This is a genomic window from Streptomyces deccanensis, from assembly GCF_022385335.1.
GTDB classification, from domain to species: Bacteria; Actinomycetota; Actinomycetes; order Streptomycetales; family Streptomycetaceae; genus Streptomyces; species Streptomyces deccanensis.
This window is the reverse complement of the sequence record NZ_CP092431.1, coordinates 9,840,607-9,856,503: the sequence shown is the minus strand read 5'-3', so window position 1 is coordinate 9,856,503 and position 15,897 is coordinate 9,840,607. Positions and strand designations below refer to the sequence as shown.

The following is a 15,897-nucleotide window of genomic DNA, read 5'->3' as shown; positions in this document are numbered from 1 at the left end:
TGAGAGCCCAAGGCTGGAGAGCCCTGTGGCGGAGAGTCCTGGGGAAGTGTCCGGGTCACGGAGCTGCTCGGCACGGCTTCTGCTGACATGCGCACTCCGATGAGCTCTGCGGACGGGGTCCTGGGAAGGCAACCGTAGTGCGTCGCTGTCGCCGCGCTCCTGTGGAGCGGGGCGGCTGTCGTGGCCGGCCCCGTCTCGACGTCGCCCGGTGGGCGGGCGGGTCATGTCGTCCCGCGGACTCGCAGGCTCGGTTCCAGGACGATGGGGGGCGGCAGTTCGCCCGCCAGGAGCTGCTCGACCTGGTGGATGGCCAGCTCGCCCAGTCGACGCTTGTCGAGGTGGAGGGTCGTCAGTGGCGGGTCGATCAGATCGACGACGCTCAGCCCGTCATAGCCGACGAGTGCGCAGTCGTCCGGTACGCGGACGCCGATCCGGCGGGCGGCCCGCAACGCGCCGATCGCGACGAGGTCGTTGAAGGCGACCACGGCCGTGAGGTCGGGGCGCTCGGCGCGCAGTGCCTCGAACGCGGCGGCGCCCCCGTCCGGGGACTGCTCTCCCATGACGATGCAGCCCTCGTCGACCGGCAGGCCATGGTCGCCGGCGACTTCGAGGAAGGTGCGGTGCCGGACCATCGGGGCGCTCAGGCACTCGCAGTCGATCAAGCCGATCCGGCGGTGGCCCCGGTCGATGAGGTGCCGCATCCCGGCACGGATCCCGGCCTCGGTGTCGACGTGGACCAACGCGTGGTGCGAGGAGTCCAGCCCGCGGTCGACCACGACCAGCGGCACGGTGCCGACGTACGGCTCGAGCTCCGCGTCGGAATGGCTGAGGTAGCCGACGAGGGCGTCCACCTGCTGGCCGAGTGAGCGGACCAGGGCGAGCTCCCGGGAGCGGTCGTTCTCGGCGCTGGCCACGAGCACCTGCCAGTCGCGTTCGTCTGCGGCCGCGATGACCCCGGCCACGAACTCCGGGAAGAAGGGGTTGACCACGTCGGGGACGATGAGCCCGACGGAGACGACGTCCTGGCGGGCCAGCCCGCGGCCGAACCGGCTGGGCCGGTACCGCAGTTGCTTCGCGACATCGAGCACGCGTCGCTGCGTCGCCGGGTCGATCTCCCCCTTGCCGTTGATCGCCCGGGAGACGGTCTGATGGGACACGCCCGCCGCCTGTGCCACATCGCGGAGCGTGACGCGCTTGGCGGTTCTCACGCCCCGCCCCCGCTGGTCTTCCTTGTCCCGCTGTCCGGCCACGCCGCCCACTCACTTCTTTTCCAGTGCCGCCTTGCGTCCCAGTGAATCAGGTTCACCGGCCCGCCGCGCCATCGCCCGTGCGGCGGCGGGCGTTGACGGATTCCCGCGCCGTGGGTCAGAATTCCGTTAACGGTCACGTTAACGGTAACGGCATAGCGAAGGAGAGCACCGTGGCTTCAGCAAGGGGCCCCGCACCGCATGAGCCGCACCCGATGTTCCGTGGCGTGTTCCACGCCTGGCACGCGGAGGCGGACGTCTTCTCGGCACTGCCGGACGCACCTGTGCGACCGGACGATCCGGAGCCTTGGTGGCGCCGGCTGAGGACTCGCCTACAGAAGCCGAGCACGGCCACCCGGCCGAGGACGATCAGGCCGACGGAGTGGGCGAAGTCCCGGTAGAGGCGCCCAGGTCGCCCCTGGGGTTGACCGACGGGATACGGCTTCGGGTTCGCACCGGCGTCCCGTGGCGGGACCTCCCCCACCGGTCCTGAACAAGGTCCGTGTCCCGCGTCTTGCGCCGGGCAGGCCGCGCACCCAGCCAGATCGCGTGCGCGGAGGACAGGGCGTACGCCTCCCGGAAGAACCGCGCTCACCTGCGGCGGCGCGGGATCCGCCGAGTGCGGCAGCGATCGCCTCCCAGGGCACCGGGCCGTGGCCACGCGGAACGACGAACTCGCGGTCCGCAAGGGGTCCGCAAGGGGTCCGCAAGCACGGACCCGCGGTCACGCCCCGGCTATGTCGAGGAGGACCCGCGCCAGTTCGCGCGGCTGGGAGAACATAGGCCAGTGGCCGGTGTCCATCTCGATCAGCCGCCAGTGCCTACTGGTCAGCAGCTCGGCTACGTCGTCGGTCGGCTCGGGGTCACCGAGCGTGCACTTGACGTAGGTCGCCGGGAGGTCGCCGAGCGGACTTTCCAGCACGGCGGGTTCGGTCAGCGTGGCGCCCGGGTGCGGCGTCGCACCGCCCACGATCCGTGCGATCTGCTCATCGGTGAGACCGTGGCCCTCGAAGTGGGTCGCGGGCGCGACCGGCCAGAATCCTCCGTTCTCGGCGATCGATGCCCTCACCGTCGCCCCGCCGTCCGGCCAGGCGGAGACGAACGGTTCACCATCGGCCGGAACACTGGAGTCGAGGAAGACCATGTGCGCCAGCCGGTCGCCGATGCGCCCGGCGGCCTGACCGCTCGGGACACCCGCGTAGCTGTGGCCCACCAGGACGACTTCACGCAGGTCCCGGCGCTCGACCTCATCAATGATGTCCTGCACGTGCGTCTGCTGACCAGCCGGTACACCTTGCTTCTCGGCGAGGCCGGACAGCGTCAGCGGGTGGACGTCATGGCCGGCCGCACGCAGATGCGGCACCACGTCGTCCCACGCCCACGATCCGAGTCGCGCACCTGCGATCAGCACAAAGTTCGCCATGGCCGCACCGTATCGGAGCGACCCGCCGACCGCTCGTAAACACTTTCGATAAACGCCGTGATAGGCCAGGTCACCGGCGTGCGCTCCGGCTCCGGCCCGGGTGCCCGCGGTGGACAGTGCGTGTGATCGACGGCGTCAGAGGTAGAGCCGTTCGTTGATCTTCAGACCGTTCTCCCGGCAGTAGGTCTCGTAGTGGTCGATGAACCAGAACACGTCGACCGTCTCCATCACCCGGTCCTGCTCGTCGAGGAAGTCCAGCGGGCCGTCGAGCCAGAACATCGTCTTCATGCCGTGCTCGGAGTAGAGGGTGTGACTGCGCCCCGGGCTCTCCCGGACGAAGTCCCCGGGTCTGCCGACCCAGTCGTACTCCAGGTAGCGCCAGCTGCCTTCGAGCACGTAGCCGGAGACCGGGCCGCGGTGACGGTGGCGGCCGAGCGTGCCGCCCTCCTGCACCCACAGCACGTTGGCGGCGCTGCTGCCGCGCACGTCGAAGGTGAGGTGCTTGATGAACACGTTGGGCACGAACGGCACCCAGGGGCTGCTGTCCTCGCTGATGTACCCCTCCTCCAGGGCGTACTTGTCCCGCATGCGGTCCACGCGTGCCTCGGTCGCGACGTACTGCGCCATGATCTCTTCGGATGCGGTCATGTCACCGTGCCTCCTTGCCTGGTGGTGTGTGGGTGCGACCGTACGGTCCGGCCCGCGGCGAGGGCTTGACTGAGGCCGCACGGTTACTTGAACCTGAGCGCACCCACGGCAGGGTCTTCTTTGAGGTGCGAGGCGAGGTGGCACCGGCATGACGCTCAGTTTCTCCACGGCGCCGCTCGACAGCCGCGCGCAGCTGGACTACTGGCGCGAGGTCGTCTGCACGACGTTCGTCGCGTACGAGATGGACGTGCCGCGGCCGCCGTCCGCCGGCTTTCTGGGCCAGGTCACGGCGGAGACGGTCGGCGGCGTAGGGGTCGCACGGGTGGTCTCGGACCCGCATACGGTGTTCCGCTCCCCCACCTTGATCCGCAGGTCCGGTGAGGACGACCTGCTGGTGAACCTGGCCGTCCAGGGGCGCGTCACCGTCGCCCAGCAGGGACGCGAGGCGCTGCTGCGCCCAGGTGACCTCACCGTCTACGACAGCGCGTTGCCCTGTCGGATCGTCTGCCTGGACCCGTTCGAACTCCTCGTACTGAAAGTCCCCCGGCCGCTGTTCGCGGCACACTGCCCGCTGGTGCGGGACACGATGGCGACCCAGGTGCCGGGCGACCGGGGCGCGGGCGCGCTCATCGCGCCCTTCCTCCACTCGCTGACCGTCCACGCGCGCGGTCTGGCTCCCGACACGAGTGCCCGGATCGGCGCCACGCTGCTGGAACTGCTCGCCACGGCCCTGTCCGACCGGCCTCCCGCGGCAGGCGGGTCGCACGCTCCCGGAGCGGTCCATATGGGCCGGGCGCGCCGGTTCATCACCGACCACATCGCCGACCCCGATCTGTCGCCGGCCGTGATCGCCGGGGCGCTGGGCATCTCGGTCCGCTACCTCCACGCGATCTTCCGGACCGAGGGCACCTCACCGTCCCGCTGGATCCTGCGACAGCGCCTCCACATGGCCGCCAGGCTGCTCGCCGACCCGGCCCGGGCGGACCGGAGCGTCACGGACATCGCCTACGCGGTCGGCTTCAAGGACGCCTCGCACTTCACGCGCGCCTTCAGGAGCCGCCACGGCGTCAGCCCGCGCGAATACCGCGGAGGCCACCGCTCGGCTGCTCCGCAGGGGCCCGCCGCATAGACCCACCAGTTGCCCCCCGCGGGGCCGGGGACGGAATGCGGACTCCCTGGCCGGTCTCAGATGTCGTCGGCGGTGGGCCCGTGTCGGCGCGGGGAGGCGGACGCCGCAGCCCGCTCCTCGATCCGGTGCACCGCGGCCTGGAGGTCGTCGAGGTGGCGCCGTGCCGCCTCCTGCGCCGACATGACCGTCTTGCGCCAGGTCATGTTGACGCAGCCCAGGACCTCCCCGTGCAGACGGATCGGCACGGCGATCGAGTTGCGGCCGTCCACGTCGTACTCGGGTGCGCGCACGCTGTAGCCCCGGGACCGGGTGGTCGTGAGCAGGCGCCGCAGCCAGCCCGGGTCGTGGGCGTACGCGTTGCCGGGAGCGTCGTGTTCGCGCAGGCGGCGCAGCACCGCCTCCCGCTCCCGCTCGGCGCAGAAGGAGATGTAGGACCGGCCCGAGGCGCCGAGCAGCATGTGGGAGCGGAAGCCGATGGGCGCGACGGGGACCACCTCGTCGAAGTACGCCTTCGGGCTGTTCGTGTCGATCGTCTCCATGTAGTCCAGGCGCGGCACGGTCAGCACCGACGGCCACATGACGCGCTCGCACAGCTCCTCCAGGACCGGGGACGCCAACTCGCCGAGCCACTCGGCGTCGTTGTAGGGGGCCCGCTGCGGGCGGAGGCTCGCGACGAACGCCCCGTCGGCGAGCCGCTGCCAGACCAGGCCCTCCTGGTTGCAGGTGTGGAGGATGCGGATCAGAGTGGCCTTGGGGATGCCGGTGACCTGGTGCAGGTCGTGCAGGCTCGCGGCGCGCATCTCCTCCAGGGCCTTCAGCACGCGCAGGCCGCGCTCCAGAGAGCCGATCGTCTTCACCTGGTACTGCCGCACGAGACCTCCCTCACCTGCGGAGTCGGGGAGAGGATTTCACCAGGTGAAACGCCGGCAGGCAACTGTTGCTCGCGTCACGACTCGTCGGGGACCGTTCCTCCAACGACGCGAGGAGGCGACATGGCCGTCGAGGCAGCAGGGGGTTCCCCTGCCACTGATCCGGGCCCCGGCGAGGTCCACGGGCCGGCCGTGGCCGAAGGCGGACTGCTGTGGACGCCTGACGCCGAGCGGATCGCCGAGGCCAATCTGACGCGGTTCGCGGACTGGCTGACCCGGGAACGGGGACTGCGGTTCGACGGCTACGACGCGCTGTGGACCTGGTCCGTCACCGACGTGGAGGGATTCTGGGGTGCCCTGTGGGACTACTTCGGCATCCGGTCCACGACCCCGTACACCTCGGTGCTCGACGGCCGGGACATGCCCGGTGCCCGCTGGTTCCCCGGGGCCCGGCTGAACTACGCCGAGCACGTCCTGCGCCATGAACGGCCGGGTACCGACGCCGTGGTGTTCGGCTCGGAGAACGCCGCTCCCGCCGGTTTTCCATGGGAGGACCTCGCGGGCCAGGTGCGGGTCCTGGCGACGCGGCTGCGGGAGTTCGGCGTACGCCCCGGCGACCGGGTCTGCGGATATCTGCCGAACGTGCCCCAGGCCGCGATCGCGATGCTCGCGACGACGGCCGTCGGCGCCGTATGGGCGAGCGCCTCCCCCGACTTCGGGTCGCGAGGCGTCGTCGACCGGTTCGGCCAGCTCCGCCCGAAGGTCCTCTTCTGCGTCGACGGCTACCGCTACGGCGGCAAGGCGTTCGACCGCCGGGACGAGGTGCGGCGCATCGCCGACGCGCTCCCCGGTCTGGAGCGCGTGATCCAGCTGCCCGTCCTCCACGACGGGGACGACTGGCCGCTGATGCCCGGCGGCCTGCGGTGGGACGAGGCCCTCGACCATCCGCCCGTCGCCGCCGAGGACTTCGTCTTCGAGCACGTCCCTTTCGACCATCCGCTGTGGGTGCTGTTCTCCTCCGGTACGACGGGCCTGCCCAAGGCGATCGTGCACGGACACGGGGGCATCCTGCTCGAACAGCTGAAGCTGCAGACCTTCCACATGGACCTGCGCGAGGGCGACCGGCCGCTGTTCTTCACCACCACCGGCTGGATGATGTGGAACTTCCTGATCAGCTCCCTGCTGGTCGGCGCCTGCCCCGTGCTCTACGACGGCAACCCCGCCCATCCGGAGCCGGACGTCCTCTGGCGGATCGCGCAGGACACCCGGACCACCTTCTTCGGCGCCAGCCCCGCCTACGTCGACCTCATGACCAGGGCCTGCATCGTGCCTGGCGAACGCTACGACCTGTCCGCCCTGCGCACGGTCATGCCGGCCGGCTCCCCCGTCTCGCCCCAGTGCACCGCCTGGTTCTACGGCAACGTCAAGCCGGACCTGTGGGTCGCCACCGGCAGCGGCGGCACCGACTGCTGCACCGGCTTCGTCGGCGGGGTGCCCACCCTGCCCGTCCGCGCCGGAGAGATGCAGGCCCGCTCGCTGGGGGTGGCCGCGTACGCCTACGACGAGACGGGCCGCCGGGTCGTGGACGAGGTCGGCGAGCTGGTGATCACGGAGCCGCTGCCGTCCATGCCGGTGACGTTCTGGGGCCCGGACGGGGACGAGCGGTACCGGCGTACGTACTTCGAGGACTTCCCCGGTGTCTGGCGGCACGGCGACTTCTTCAAGGTCAACGCGCGCGGCGGTTGCTTCGTCCTCGGCCGCTCCGACGCCACGCTCAACCGGCAGGGCGTGCGTATCGGCACCGCGGAGATCTACCGGGTCGTCGAAGCCCTCGACCGGGTCGTCGGAGCCCTGGTGGTCAGCCTCGACCTGCCGGACGAGAGGTTCTTCATGCCGCTGTTCGTCGCCCTGCCCGACGGCGAGACCCTCGACGCGGGGCTGGAGCGGACGATCCGTGCCCGCCTCCGCCGGGAGTACAGCCCCCGGCACGTACCGGACCGGATCATCCAGGTCCCCTCGGTCCCCACCACCCTGACCGGCAAGAAGCTCGAGGTACCGGCACGCCGGATCCTGCTCGGCACCCCCGTCGAGCAGGCGGCCGACCGCAGCGCGGTCGCCGACCCCCGTGCCCTCGACGCCCTCGCCGACTACGCCCGTACCCAACGCGACTACCCCCTGGCCACCGCCGCTGTCCGAGCCGCCTCCTCTGTCTGAGCCGCCTCCTCCTCCCGCTCGAGCCGCACCCTTGGAGAGCACCGTGAACGATGCCGGACCTGCCCCCCGCTTCCCCCTGCCCTCGGAACTGACCGAGGTGGCGGGCGCCGAGGACTGGGCCTCGATGTACCCGTACTACACCCGGTTCCAGCCCGGGGACGACCAGCGGTTCTGGTTCTACAACGCGATGCACTTCCCCGAGCCGATGCCCGCGTTCGACGCCGTCACGGCCGAGGCCCCCTACACCGCGCTGGGCGCCAACACCGCGCGCCTGTTCGTCTTCCCCACCACGCTCGGCATCGAGCACCGCATCGTCAACGGCCGGGTCTACATCACGGCCAACCCGGTCACCGACCCGGAGGAGATCCAGCGCAGGCTCGCGGTGTTCAGCGAGCGGGCCGGTCACTACTACGAGAACTGGGACGAGCTCTACCAGGGCTGGGTCACCCGCATCACCGCACTGATCGACGAGGTGCAGCGGATCGAGGTGCCCCGGCTGCCGGAGTTCGAGGACCCGGAGGTCGTGTTCGAGGCCAAGGGCGTGGCCCAGAACCACTACGTCCGCGAGAACTACCACCGGCTGATCGACCTGTACTCCAAGATGTGGCACCACCACTCCGAGTTCCTGATGCTCGGCTACGGCGCCTACGTGGTGTTCTTCGAGTTCTGCAAGACGTCGTTCCCGGAGATACCCGACCAGGACGTGGCCCGTATGGTCGCCGGGATCGACGTCATCCTCTACCGCCCGGACGACGAGCTGAGGAAGCTGGCGAAGCTGGCGGTCGAGCACGGCGTCGACGACCTCTTCGTCGAGGGCTGCGAGCCGGACAAGGTGCTGGCCGCGCTCGCCGCCCGTGGGGACGGCGGCCGACGCTGGCTGGAGGCCCTGGACGCCGCCCGCGAGCCCTGGTTCAACATGTCGACCGGCGCCGGTTTCTACCACCACCACCGCAGCTGGAACGACGACCTCACGGTGCCGTTCGCGGCGCTGCCCGGCTACGTCGACCAGGCGCGGCGCGGCGAACTGCTGGACCGGCCGACCGAGCAGCTCCGAGCGGAGCGCGAACGCATCGCCCAGGAGTACCGCTCCCTGCTGTCCGGCGAGGACGAGCGGGCGGCCTTCGACCAGATGCTCGGCCTGGCCAGGGCCGTGTTCCCCTTCATCGAGGACCACAACTTCTACTGCGAGCACTACTTCACCACGAAGTTCTACGGGAAGGTACGGGAGTTCGGCGAACTGCTGCGCGACCGGGGTGTCCTGGCCGACGTCGAGGACGTCTTCCAGCTGAGCCACACCGAGGTCGGGCAGGCCCTGACGGACGTGATGCTCGCCTGGGCGGCCGGCAGCGAGCCGGTGGGCACCGCCCATGTGCGCGAGACCGTCGCCGAACGCAGACGGATGCTGGACGCGCTCGCGGGCTGGTCCCCGCCGCCCGCGCTGGGCCCCGTCCCCGAGGCGCTCAACGACCCTGCGGTCCGCATGCTGTGGGGCATCACCGCCGAGACGATCCAGGCCTGGTCCACACCGACCGCGAACGGCGATCACGAGGTGCGCGGCTTCGCCGCCTCGCCGGGCGTCGTCGAGGGCACCGCCCGGGTGCTGCTCAGCGCCAACGACATCGGCCAGGTCCGGGAGGGCGAGGTGCTGGTCTGTCCGGTGACCGCGCCCAGCTGGGGCCCGGTCTTCGGCAAGATCGCGGCCGCCGTCTCGGACATCGGCGGGACCATGTCGCACGCGGCGATCGTGGCCCGTGAGTACGGGCTGCCCGCCGTCGTCGGCACCGGCCACGCCACCAAGCGGATCACCACCGGACAGCGGCTGCGCGTGGACGGCGACCGCGGCATCGTCACCATCCTCGACCGAGCGGGCGGAGCACCCTCATGAACACCTCACCCCATGTCCGCCCGTTCACCGGGCTCCGGCTGACCGACCGGCCCACGGTCGGCGGCAAGGGCGCGAGCCTCGGCGAACTCACCTTCGCCGGTGCGCCCGTACCGCCCGGCTACGTCGTCACCACCGCGGCCTTCGAGGCCTTCCTCGCCGCTCTCGACCCGGGCGAGGAGATCCGCGCCGCCGTCGAGGCGCTGGACCCCGACGACACGGAGGCGATCACCCGCGTGGCCACGCCCGTCCGGGAGCGGATCGAGGCGGCCGCCATGCCCGAGGAGGTGGCGGCGGCGATCCGCGAGCACTACCGAAGCCTGGACGGCGAGTCCGACACCCCGGGCACGCCCGCCCCGGTCGCCGTACGGTCCAGCGCCACCAGCGAGGACGCGGAGGACGCCAGCTTCGCCGGTCTGCAGGACACCTATCTGTGGGTGCGCGGCGAGGACTCCCTCGTCGAGCACGTCCGCCGCTGCTGGGCCAGCCTCTACAGCGTCGAGTCGGTCAGCTACCGGCGGCGGCTCGGCCTGCCGGAGCACGACCTCGCCATGGCCGTCGTGGTTCAGCGCATGATCGACCCGCGCTGCGCCGGCGTCATGTTCACCCGCAGCCCGCTCACCGGGGACCGCTCGGTGGTGGCCCTGGAAGGCTCCTGGGGTCTGGGGTCGGCACTGGTCAGCGGTGAGGTGACCCCCGACAAGTACGTGGTCGGCAAGGTCACCGGGGACATCTGCTCCCGCACCGTCTCGACGAAGCTGCGACAGCACCGGATGGACCCGAGCGGCTCCGGGGTGCTGGAGGAGGACGTACCGGAGTACCTCCGCGACGAACCGTGCCTGTCCGACGAGGAGATCCACGCACTCGTACGGCTCGGCCGGCAGGTCGAGTCCCACTACGGGGCACCGCAGGACATCGAGTGGGCGATCTCCCGCAACCTCGTCCCCGGCCACAACGTCTTCCTGCTGCAGAGCCGCCCCGAGACCGTCTGGGCGAGCCGGGAGAAAGCCCCGACGGCCGCGCCGAAGGCCAGGGCGTTCGATCACGTGATGGCGCTGCTCGGCGGCTCGGGCTCCGGCGGGGGCACGAGGTGAGCCTCGGCGCCGAGGACGTCCAGGACATCCTGCGGATCATCGACGGCATGGAGGTCGACCGCCTCCATCTGCGCACCGGCCGCTTCGAGCTGTCCCTGCGCCGCGACGACGACGGCGAGTGGACCCAGTCGGCGCGGACGACGGCCGAGCCGGTGGTGCTCGACGGCCGCGACGCAGCCCCGGTTCATGACGAGACCGCTTCGGGGCAGCGGACCGGAGCCGCCCGCGAGGGCCTGACCGAGGTCCGTACACCCTTGCCCGGCGCCTTCTACCGGGCGCCGAAACCGGGCGCGGCCCCCTTCGTGGAGATCGGGGACGAGGTCACCGAGACCACGGTCGTGGGGATCGTCGAGACGATGAAGCTGATGAACTCCGTGTACGCGGGGGCGGCCGGCACGGTGGCCGAAATCCCCCTGGGGGACGGCGAGTTCGCCGAGCAGGGTGCCGTGCTGATGTTCGTCGACACCCGGGCGACGGGAGCGGCGCCGTGATCCTGCGACGTGTCCTGATCGCCAATCGGGGCGAGATCGCCCTGCGTATCATCCGTACGTGCCGGCGGCTCGGTATCGAGACGGTGCTTGCGGCGTCCGACGCCGATCTCGACTCCGTACCGGCGAGGACGGCCGACCTGGTGGTGCGCCTCGGCCCTCCCCCGCCCTCGGCCAGCTACCTCGACGTGGACGCCGTGCTCTCGGCGGCGAAGGCCGCCGGCGTCGACGCCGTCCACCCCGGCTACGGCTTCCTCTCCGAGAACCAGCGGCTCGCCCGGGCCTGCGCCGAGGCGGGCCTCGTGTTCATCGGCCCCACCGTGGAGCAACTCGCCGCCGTGGGAGACAAGTTGGAGGCCCGTCGGCATGCTGTCGCGGCCGGGCTGCCGGTGGTGCCAGGCGGCCCGCTGGAGGACACCGCCGACGCGGCGCGGCTCGCCGCGGAGATCGGTTTCCCCCTGCTGATCAAGGCGGTCGGCGGCGGGGGCGGCCGGGGCATGAAGCAGGTGCACGATCCGGCCGACCTGGCCGCCACCGTCGATCTGGCCGTCGCCGAGGCGGGCGCCGCCTTCGGTGACCCCCGCGTCTATCTCGAACGCTTCGTCGCGACCGGGCGGCACGTGGAGGTGCAGCTCGTCGCGGACGGCGAGAGCGTCGTCCACCTCGGCACCCGGGACTGCTCCGTGCAGCGGCGCTACCAGAAGCTCATCGAGGAGGCGCCCGCGCCCGCCCTCGACCCGGCGCTGCGCGAGGAGATGCACCGCGCCGCGGTGGCCCTCGGCAAGCACCTGGAGTACCGGGGCCTGGGCACCGTCGAGTTCCTCGTCGACGTCGACCGGGGCACCTTCTACTTCCTGGAGATGAACGCCCGCATCCAGGTCGAGCACCCGGTCACCGAGGCCGTCACCGGCCTCGACCTCGTCGCCGAGCAACTCGCCGTCGCCGAAGGGCGATCGCTCTCCTTCGGCCAGGCCGACGTGTCCTTCACCGGGCATGCCGTCGAGTGCCGGATCAACGCCGAGGACTGGGCCCACGACTTCCGGCCGAGCCCCGGCACCGTGACCGAGGCGGTCTGGCCGCTCGGTGACGGCATCCGCGTCGACACCCATCTCCAGGCGGGCGCCACCGTGCCGCCGTACTACGACTCGCTGCTGGCGAAGCTGATCGTCCACGGCCGCGACCGCGCCGACGCCCTGACGCGGCTGCGCTCCGCCCTCGCGCGGTGCGCGGTGCACGGGGTCGGCACCAACATCCCGATGCACCAGGAGGTGCTGGCGGAGGCCGAGTTCGCGGAGGGCGGAGTGGACACCGCCTGGTTCACCCGTTTCCTGCGCGACCGTCCGGTGGGGAGCAGCCGTGGCTGACATCGAGCTCGTCGACGTGTCCCTGCGCGACGGCAACCAGAGCCTGTGGAGCGCCACCGGACTCGACACCGGCAAGATCCTCCAGATCGCGCCGGTCCTGGACCGGGTCGGCTTCCGCGCTCTCGACTACACCTCCAGCACCCATATGGGCATGGCGGTGCGCACCCATCGCGAGGACCCGTGGGAGCGGATACGGCTGACGCACCGCGCGATGCCGAACACCCCCTTGCAGTTCATCGGCACCGGGCTGCGGTTCATCTCCTGGGAGGTGGCCCATCCCGAGTTCATGCAGCTGGTCTACGACCGGCTGGTGGTGGCGGGCATCTCCCGGTACGTCGTCCTGGACCCGATGCACGACATGGACGCCGTACGCCAGTCCGCCCGTATGATTCGCGCGGCCGGCGCCACGGAGATCGTCGGTGCGCTGACCTTCACCGTCAGCGAGGTGCACGACGACGCCCACTACGGTGCGCTCGCCGCGCAGCTGGCGGCCTGCCCGGACGTCGACCGGGTCTACATCAAGGACCCCGGCGGCCTGCTGACCCCGGAACGCGCCGCCACCCTGATCCCGGCCGTCCTGGGAAACCTCGCCGGCACACCGCTCGAACTGCACTCCCACTGCACGATCGGACTGCCCGGCCTGACCTACCTCAGGGCCGCCGACCTGGGAGTGCGGGCCCTTCAGGTCGCCTGCGGGGCCCTCGCGGGCGGCACGTCCCTGCCCAACGCCCAGCAGGTCGTGGCCAATCTGCGCGAGCTCGGCCACAGCGTGGACATCGACGACCGGCTGCTGGGCGTGGTCGCGGACTACTTCCACCGCATGGCCGCGGCCGAGGGACTGCCCGTGGGCGGCCCCCGGGACTACGACGCCGCGTTCATGCGCCACCAGGTGGCCGGCGGGGTGATGACCACCCTGCGGCGGCAGCTCGACGAACTGGGCTTCAGTGACCGCTTCGACGCGGTCGTCGAGGAGGTGACCCGGGTCCGCGCGGAACTCGGCCACCCCATCATGGTCACCCCCTTCCCGCAGATGGTGTGCACCCAGGCGCTCTACAACGTCATCGGCGCCGAGCGCTACGAGAACGTCTCCGACCAGGTCATCCGGTACGTGCTCGGCAGCTTCGGCAGACCCACCGCACCCGTGGACCCGGAGGTCGCCGACCGCATCCTGGGCCGGCCGCGGGCCCGGGAGCTGGCCGGGGAACCGCCGCCGCCCACCGTCGCCGAACTGCGCCGCCGCTTCCCGCGCGGCATCGGCGACGAGGAGCTGCTCCTGCGGGCCACCATGCCCGCCGAGCAGGTGGACGCCATGGTGGCGGCCGGCCCTGCGCGGCGCCACTACAACCCCGACGTGACACCGGTGCTCGACCTGCTGGGTGGCCTGCGGAGCCGCCCGGCGACCCCCGAACTGGTCCTGGACCGGCCCGACTTCCGACTGGAGCTGCACCGTGACCGCCGAAACGGCTGACGAGACCGCCGCCTCGACCGACCGGCTGCGGGCCGTCCGCGGCGTCGTCTTCGACATGGACGGCACCCTCGTCCTGGGCGACCGACGCAACCACGGGCTCACGCCCCTGCCCGGCGCCCTGGAACTCACCGCCGCGCTGACCGCGGGCGGCCTGCCCTGGGTGACGTTCACCAACGGCACCACCCGCACGCCCGAGGCCTACGCCGGGGCCCTGCGCCGCATCGGCTTCGACCTCCCCGACGAGGCCATGCTCACCCCCGCCACCAGCGCCGTCGACCATTTCCTGGCCGTGGGCCACCGCAGCGTGCTGGTGCTCGGCGGCGACGGCCTGAGGGAGCCGCTGAGGCGGGCCGGCATCGAGATCGTCGAGCCCAGGGGCAGGCCGGAGGCGGATGCCGTACTGGTGGGCTGGTACCGCGAGTTCACCATGGACGACCTGGAGGCGGCCTGCCACGCCGTCTTCGGCGGCGCCGTCCTGTACAGCAGCTCGCAGTCGGTGTTCTTCGCCAGCGCCGACGGCAGAGCACTGGGCACGTCCCGGGCCATCTGCGCCATGATCAGCAGCGTCACGGGCGTCACCGAACAGATCGTGGGGAAACCCTCGCTGACGGGCCTGCGCTGCGCGGCGCGACGGTTGGGGGTCGCCCCGCGAGATCTCGCCGTCGTCGGGGACGACCCGGAACTGGAGATGGCGATGGCCCGACGCGCGGACGCCCTCGGCATCGCGGTGACCACCGGCATCCATCAGCCGGACCGCTCCCCCGCACTACCGCCCGACCAGCGCCCGCACCTCACGGTCGACGGCGTGGCCAGCCTGATCGACCTCCTGCCGCCGCCCGCCTCCCGCCCCGAACCTCCCAGGACCGCACCCATGCCGACATGACCACCACGCCTGGCCCGGCCCGGTGCGGCGGAGGCACTACGTCGGTCGCGCGTCCTGGTGGAGCGTTCTGCCGCGGGACGTAGTCGGACAGTCGCAGCGAAGGGTGGCGGAACGGGTCGTCGTACCCACGGCCGAGGCTTGAACGCGGCCCGCCGCCACCCCACTTCTCCGCCCGCGCCGGCGCGTCCGGACCGCCTCCAGCCGCCGGGGAATCGCGGCGCTGAGCGTGAGGTGGTGGTACGTCGCCCGCAGGCCGTACGGCGCGAAGACGGTGAGGCAGGCGGTTGCGGTCGTCGCCGGCTCGGTGCCGCCCCGGCCTCTGGCCCATCCTCCCGGCTGAGTCCGCGTGCCCATGGCGGGTCCTGGTCGGCCGGACGACCTCGGCCCTGCTCCCGCCCCATCGGTCTGACGACTCCGGCCTCCCGTCGGCCCGTTTTGCCGGACCGGCAACAACGGTGGCCGGTCCGGGAGGCGGTGGGCGACGGTGGGGTCATGACCGACGACACCGCAGTAGGACCGCCCGCGTTCGAGTCCCTTTCGCCCGCCGGCGGATACACCGGCGACCCGGCGGTGCGGGCGGAGTGGGACAGCCGCTACGCCGACCGGCAACAGCTCTGGAGCGGCCGGCCCAACGGCGCGCTCGTGGCCGAGACCGCCTCGCTCACCCCCGGACGAGTCCTCGACGTCGGCTGCGGCGAGGGCGCGGACGCGCTCTGGCTCGCACGCCGCGGCTGGGACGTCACCGCGCTCGAGGTGTCCGGCGTGGCGCTGGAACGCGCGGCCGGACACGCGCGGGACGCCGGCGTCGCCATCCACTGGGTGCACGCCGAACTCACCCGGGCAGCGCTCCCGCCGGCCTCCTTCGACCTGGTCTCCGCGCAGTACCCGGCCCTGCTGCGCACCCCCGACGCCGAGGCCGAACACGCCCTGCTCGCGGCCGTCGCACCCGGCGGCGTGCTGCTGCTCGTCCACCACGCCGGCATGGAGACCCGGCAGGCGGACGACAGCGGCTTCGACCCGGCCGACTACGTCTGGCCCTCCATGGTCACCGAACTCCTCGACGACGACTGGGAGGTGGAGGTGGACGAGCAACGCCCCCGCGAGGCACCCGACGGCGGAGCCGGCGCCCACCACACGGACGACCTCGTACTCCGCGTACGCCGACTGCGCTGAGCCGCCCCTCCGGAT

At 71.7% G+C, this 15,897-nt stretch carries 13 protein-coding genes; 9 read left to right on the top strand and 4 right to left on the bottom strand.

Annotation, left to right across the window (positions count from 1 at the left end; genetic code table 11):
• Positions 1-221: 221 nt before the first annotated feature.
• The 3 genes from L3078_RS43335 to L3078_RS43325 all read right to left on the bottom strand — a co-directional run bounded on the left by L3078_RS43335 (position 222) and on the right by L3078_RS43325 (position 3,318).
• Positions 222-1,208: a LacI family DNA-binding transcriptional regulator gene (locus L3078_RS43335; protein WP_239759949.1), complete on the bottom strand. Its 987-nt coding sequence runs from the start codon at positions 1,206-1,208 to the stop codon at positions 222-224.
• Positions 1,209-1,971: 763 nt separating this feature from the next.
• Positions 1,972-2,670, bottom strand: a complete 699-nt coding sequence (locus L3078_RS43330) for an alpha/beta fold hydrolase (protein ID WP_239759947.1) — start codon at positions 2,668-2,670, stop codon at positions 1,972-1,974.
• Between the two features lie 135 nt (positions 2,671-2,805).
• A complete protein-coding gene (locus L3078_RS43325) occupies positions 2,806-3,318 on the bottom strand; it encodes a 2,4'-dihydroxyacetophenone dioxygenase family protein (protein WP_239759945.1) in 513 nt (170 codons plus the stop codon).
• Positions 3,319-3,466: 148 nt separating this feature from the next.
• Here L3078_RS43325 and L3078_RS43320 point away from each other — a divergent pair, with 148 nt between their 5' ends.
• Positions 3,467-4,447, top strand: coding sequence for a helix-turn-helix domain-containing protein (locus L3078_RS43320; protein ID WP_239759944.1), 981 nt, complete (start codon positions 3,467-3,469; stop codon positions 4,445-4,447).
• Between the two features lie 56 nt (positions 4,448-4,503).
• On the opposite strand, the gene L3078_RS43315 is transcribed toward L3078_RS43320, so the two are convergent.
• Positions 4,504-5,319 (bottom strand): helix-turn-helix domain-containing protein, encoded by an 816-nt coding sequence (locus tag L3078_RS43315; protein WP_239759942.1) that lies wholly within the window; start codon positions 5,317-5,319, stop codon positions 4,504-4,506.
• Positions 5,320-5,439: 120 nt separating this feature from the next.
• Here L3078_RS43315 and L3078_RS43310 point away from each other — a divergent pair, with 120 nt between their 5' ends.
• The 8 genes from L3078_RS43310 to L3078_RS43275 all read left to right on the top strand — a co-directional run bounded on the left by L3078_RS43310 (position 5,440) and on the right by L3078_RS43275 (position 15,882).
• Entirely contained in the window at positions 5,440-7,530 is a 2,091-nt protein-coding gene (locus L3078_RS43310) for an acetoacetate--CoA ligase (protein ID WP_239759941.1), read from the top strand.
• Positions 7,531-7,573: 43 nt separating this feature from the next.
• A complete protein-coding gene (locus L3078_RS43305; protein WP_239759939.1) occupies positions 7,574-9,415 on the top strand; it encodes a PEP-utilizing enzyme in 1,842 nt (613 codons plus the stop codon).
• Positions 9,412-10,506: a PEP/pyruvate-binding domain-containing protein gene (locus L3078_RS43300; RefSeq protein ID WP_239759938.1), complete on the top strand. Its 1,095-nt coding sequence runs from the start codon at positions 9,412-9,414 to the stop codon at positions 10,504-10,506. The genes L3078_RS43305 and L3078_RS43300 overlap by 4 nt, the downstream gene beginning before the upstream one ends.
• Entirely contained in the window at positions 10,503-10,997 is a 495-nt protein-coding gene (locus tag L3078_RS43295; RefSeq protein WP_239759937.1) for an acetyl-CoA carboxylase biotin carboxyl carrier protein, read from the top strand. Before L3078_RS43300 ends, L3078_RS43295 begins: the two co-directional genes overlap by 4 nt.
• Positions 10,994-12,358, top strand: coding sequence for an acetyl-CoA carboxylase biotin carboxylase subunit (locus L3078_RS43290; protein WP_239759936.1), 1,365 nt, complete (start codon positions 10,994-10,996; stop codon positions 12,356-12,358). Before L3078_RS43295 ends, L3078_RS43290 begins: the two co-directional genes overlap by 4 nt.
• Positions 12,351-13,826 carry a biotin carboxyl carrier protein gene (locus tag L3078_RS43285; RefSeq protein WP_239759935.1) on the top strand — a complete coding sequence of 492 codons (1,476 nt, stop codon included), beginning with the start codon at positions 12,351-12,353 and terminating at the stop codon, positions 13,824-13,826. Before L3078_RS43290 ends, L3078_RS43285 begins: the two co-directional genes overlap by 8 nt.
• Positions 13,807-14,709 carry an HAD-IIA family hydrolase gene (locus L3078_RS43280; RefSeq protein WP_239759934.1) on the top strand — a complete coding sequence of 301 codons (903 nt, stop codon included), beginning with the start codon at positions 13,807-13,809 and terminating at the stop codon, positions 14,707-14,709. Before L3078_RS43285 ends, L3078_RS43280 begins: the two co-directional genes overlap by 20 nt.
• 492 nt (positions 14,710-15,201) lie before the next feature.
• A complete protein-coding gene (locus tag L3078_RS43275; RefSeq protein ID WP_239759933.1) occupies positions 15,202-15,882 on the top strand; it encodes a class I SAM-dependent methyltransferase in 681 nt (226 codons plus the stop codon).
• The last annotated feature ends 15 nt before the right edge of the window (positions 15,883-15,897 follow it).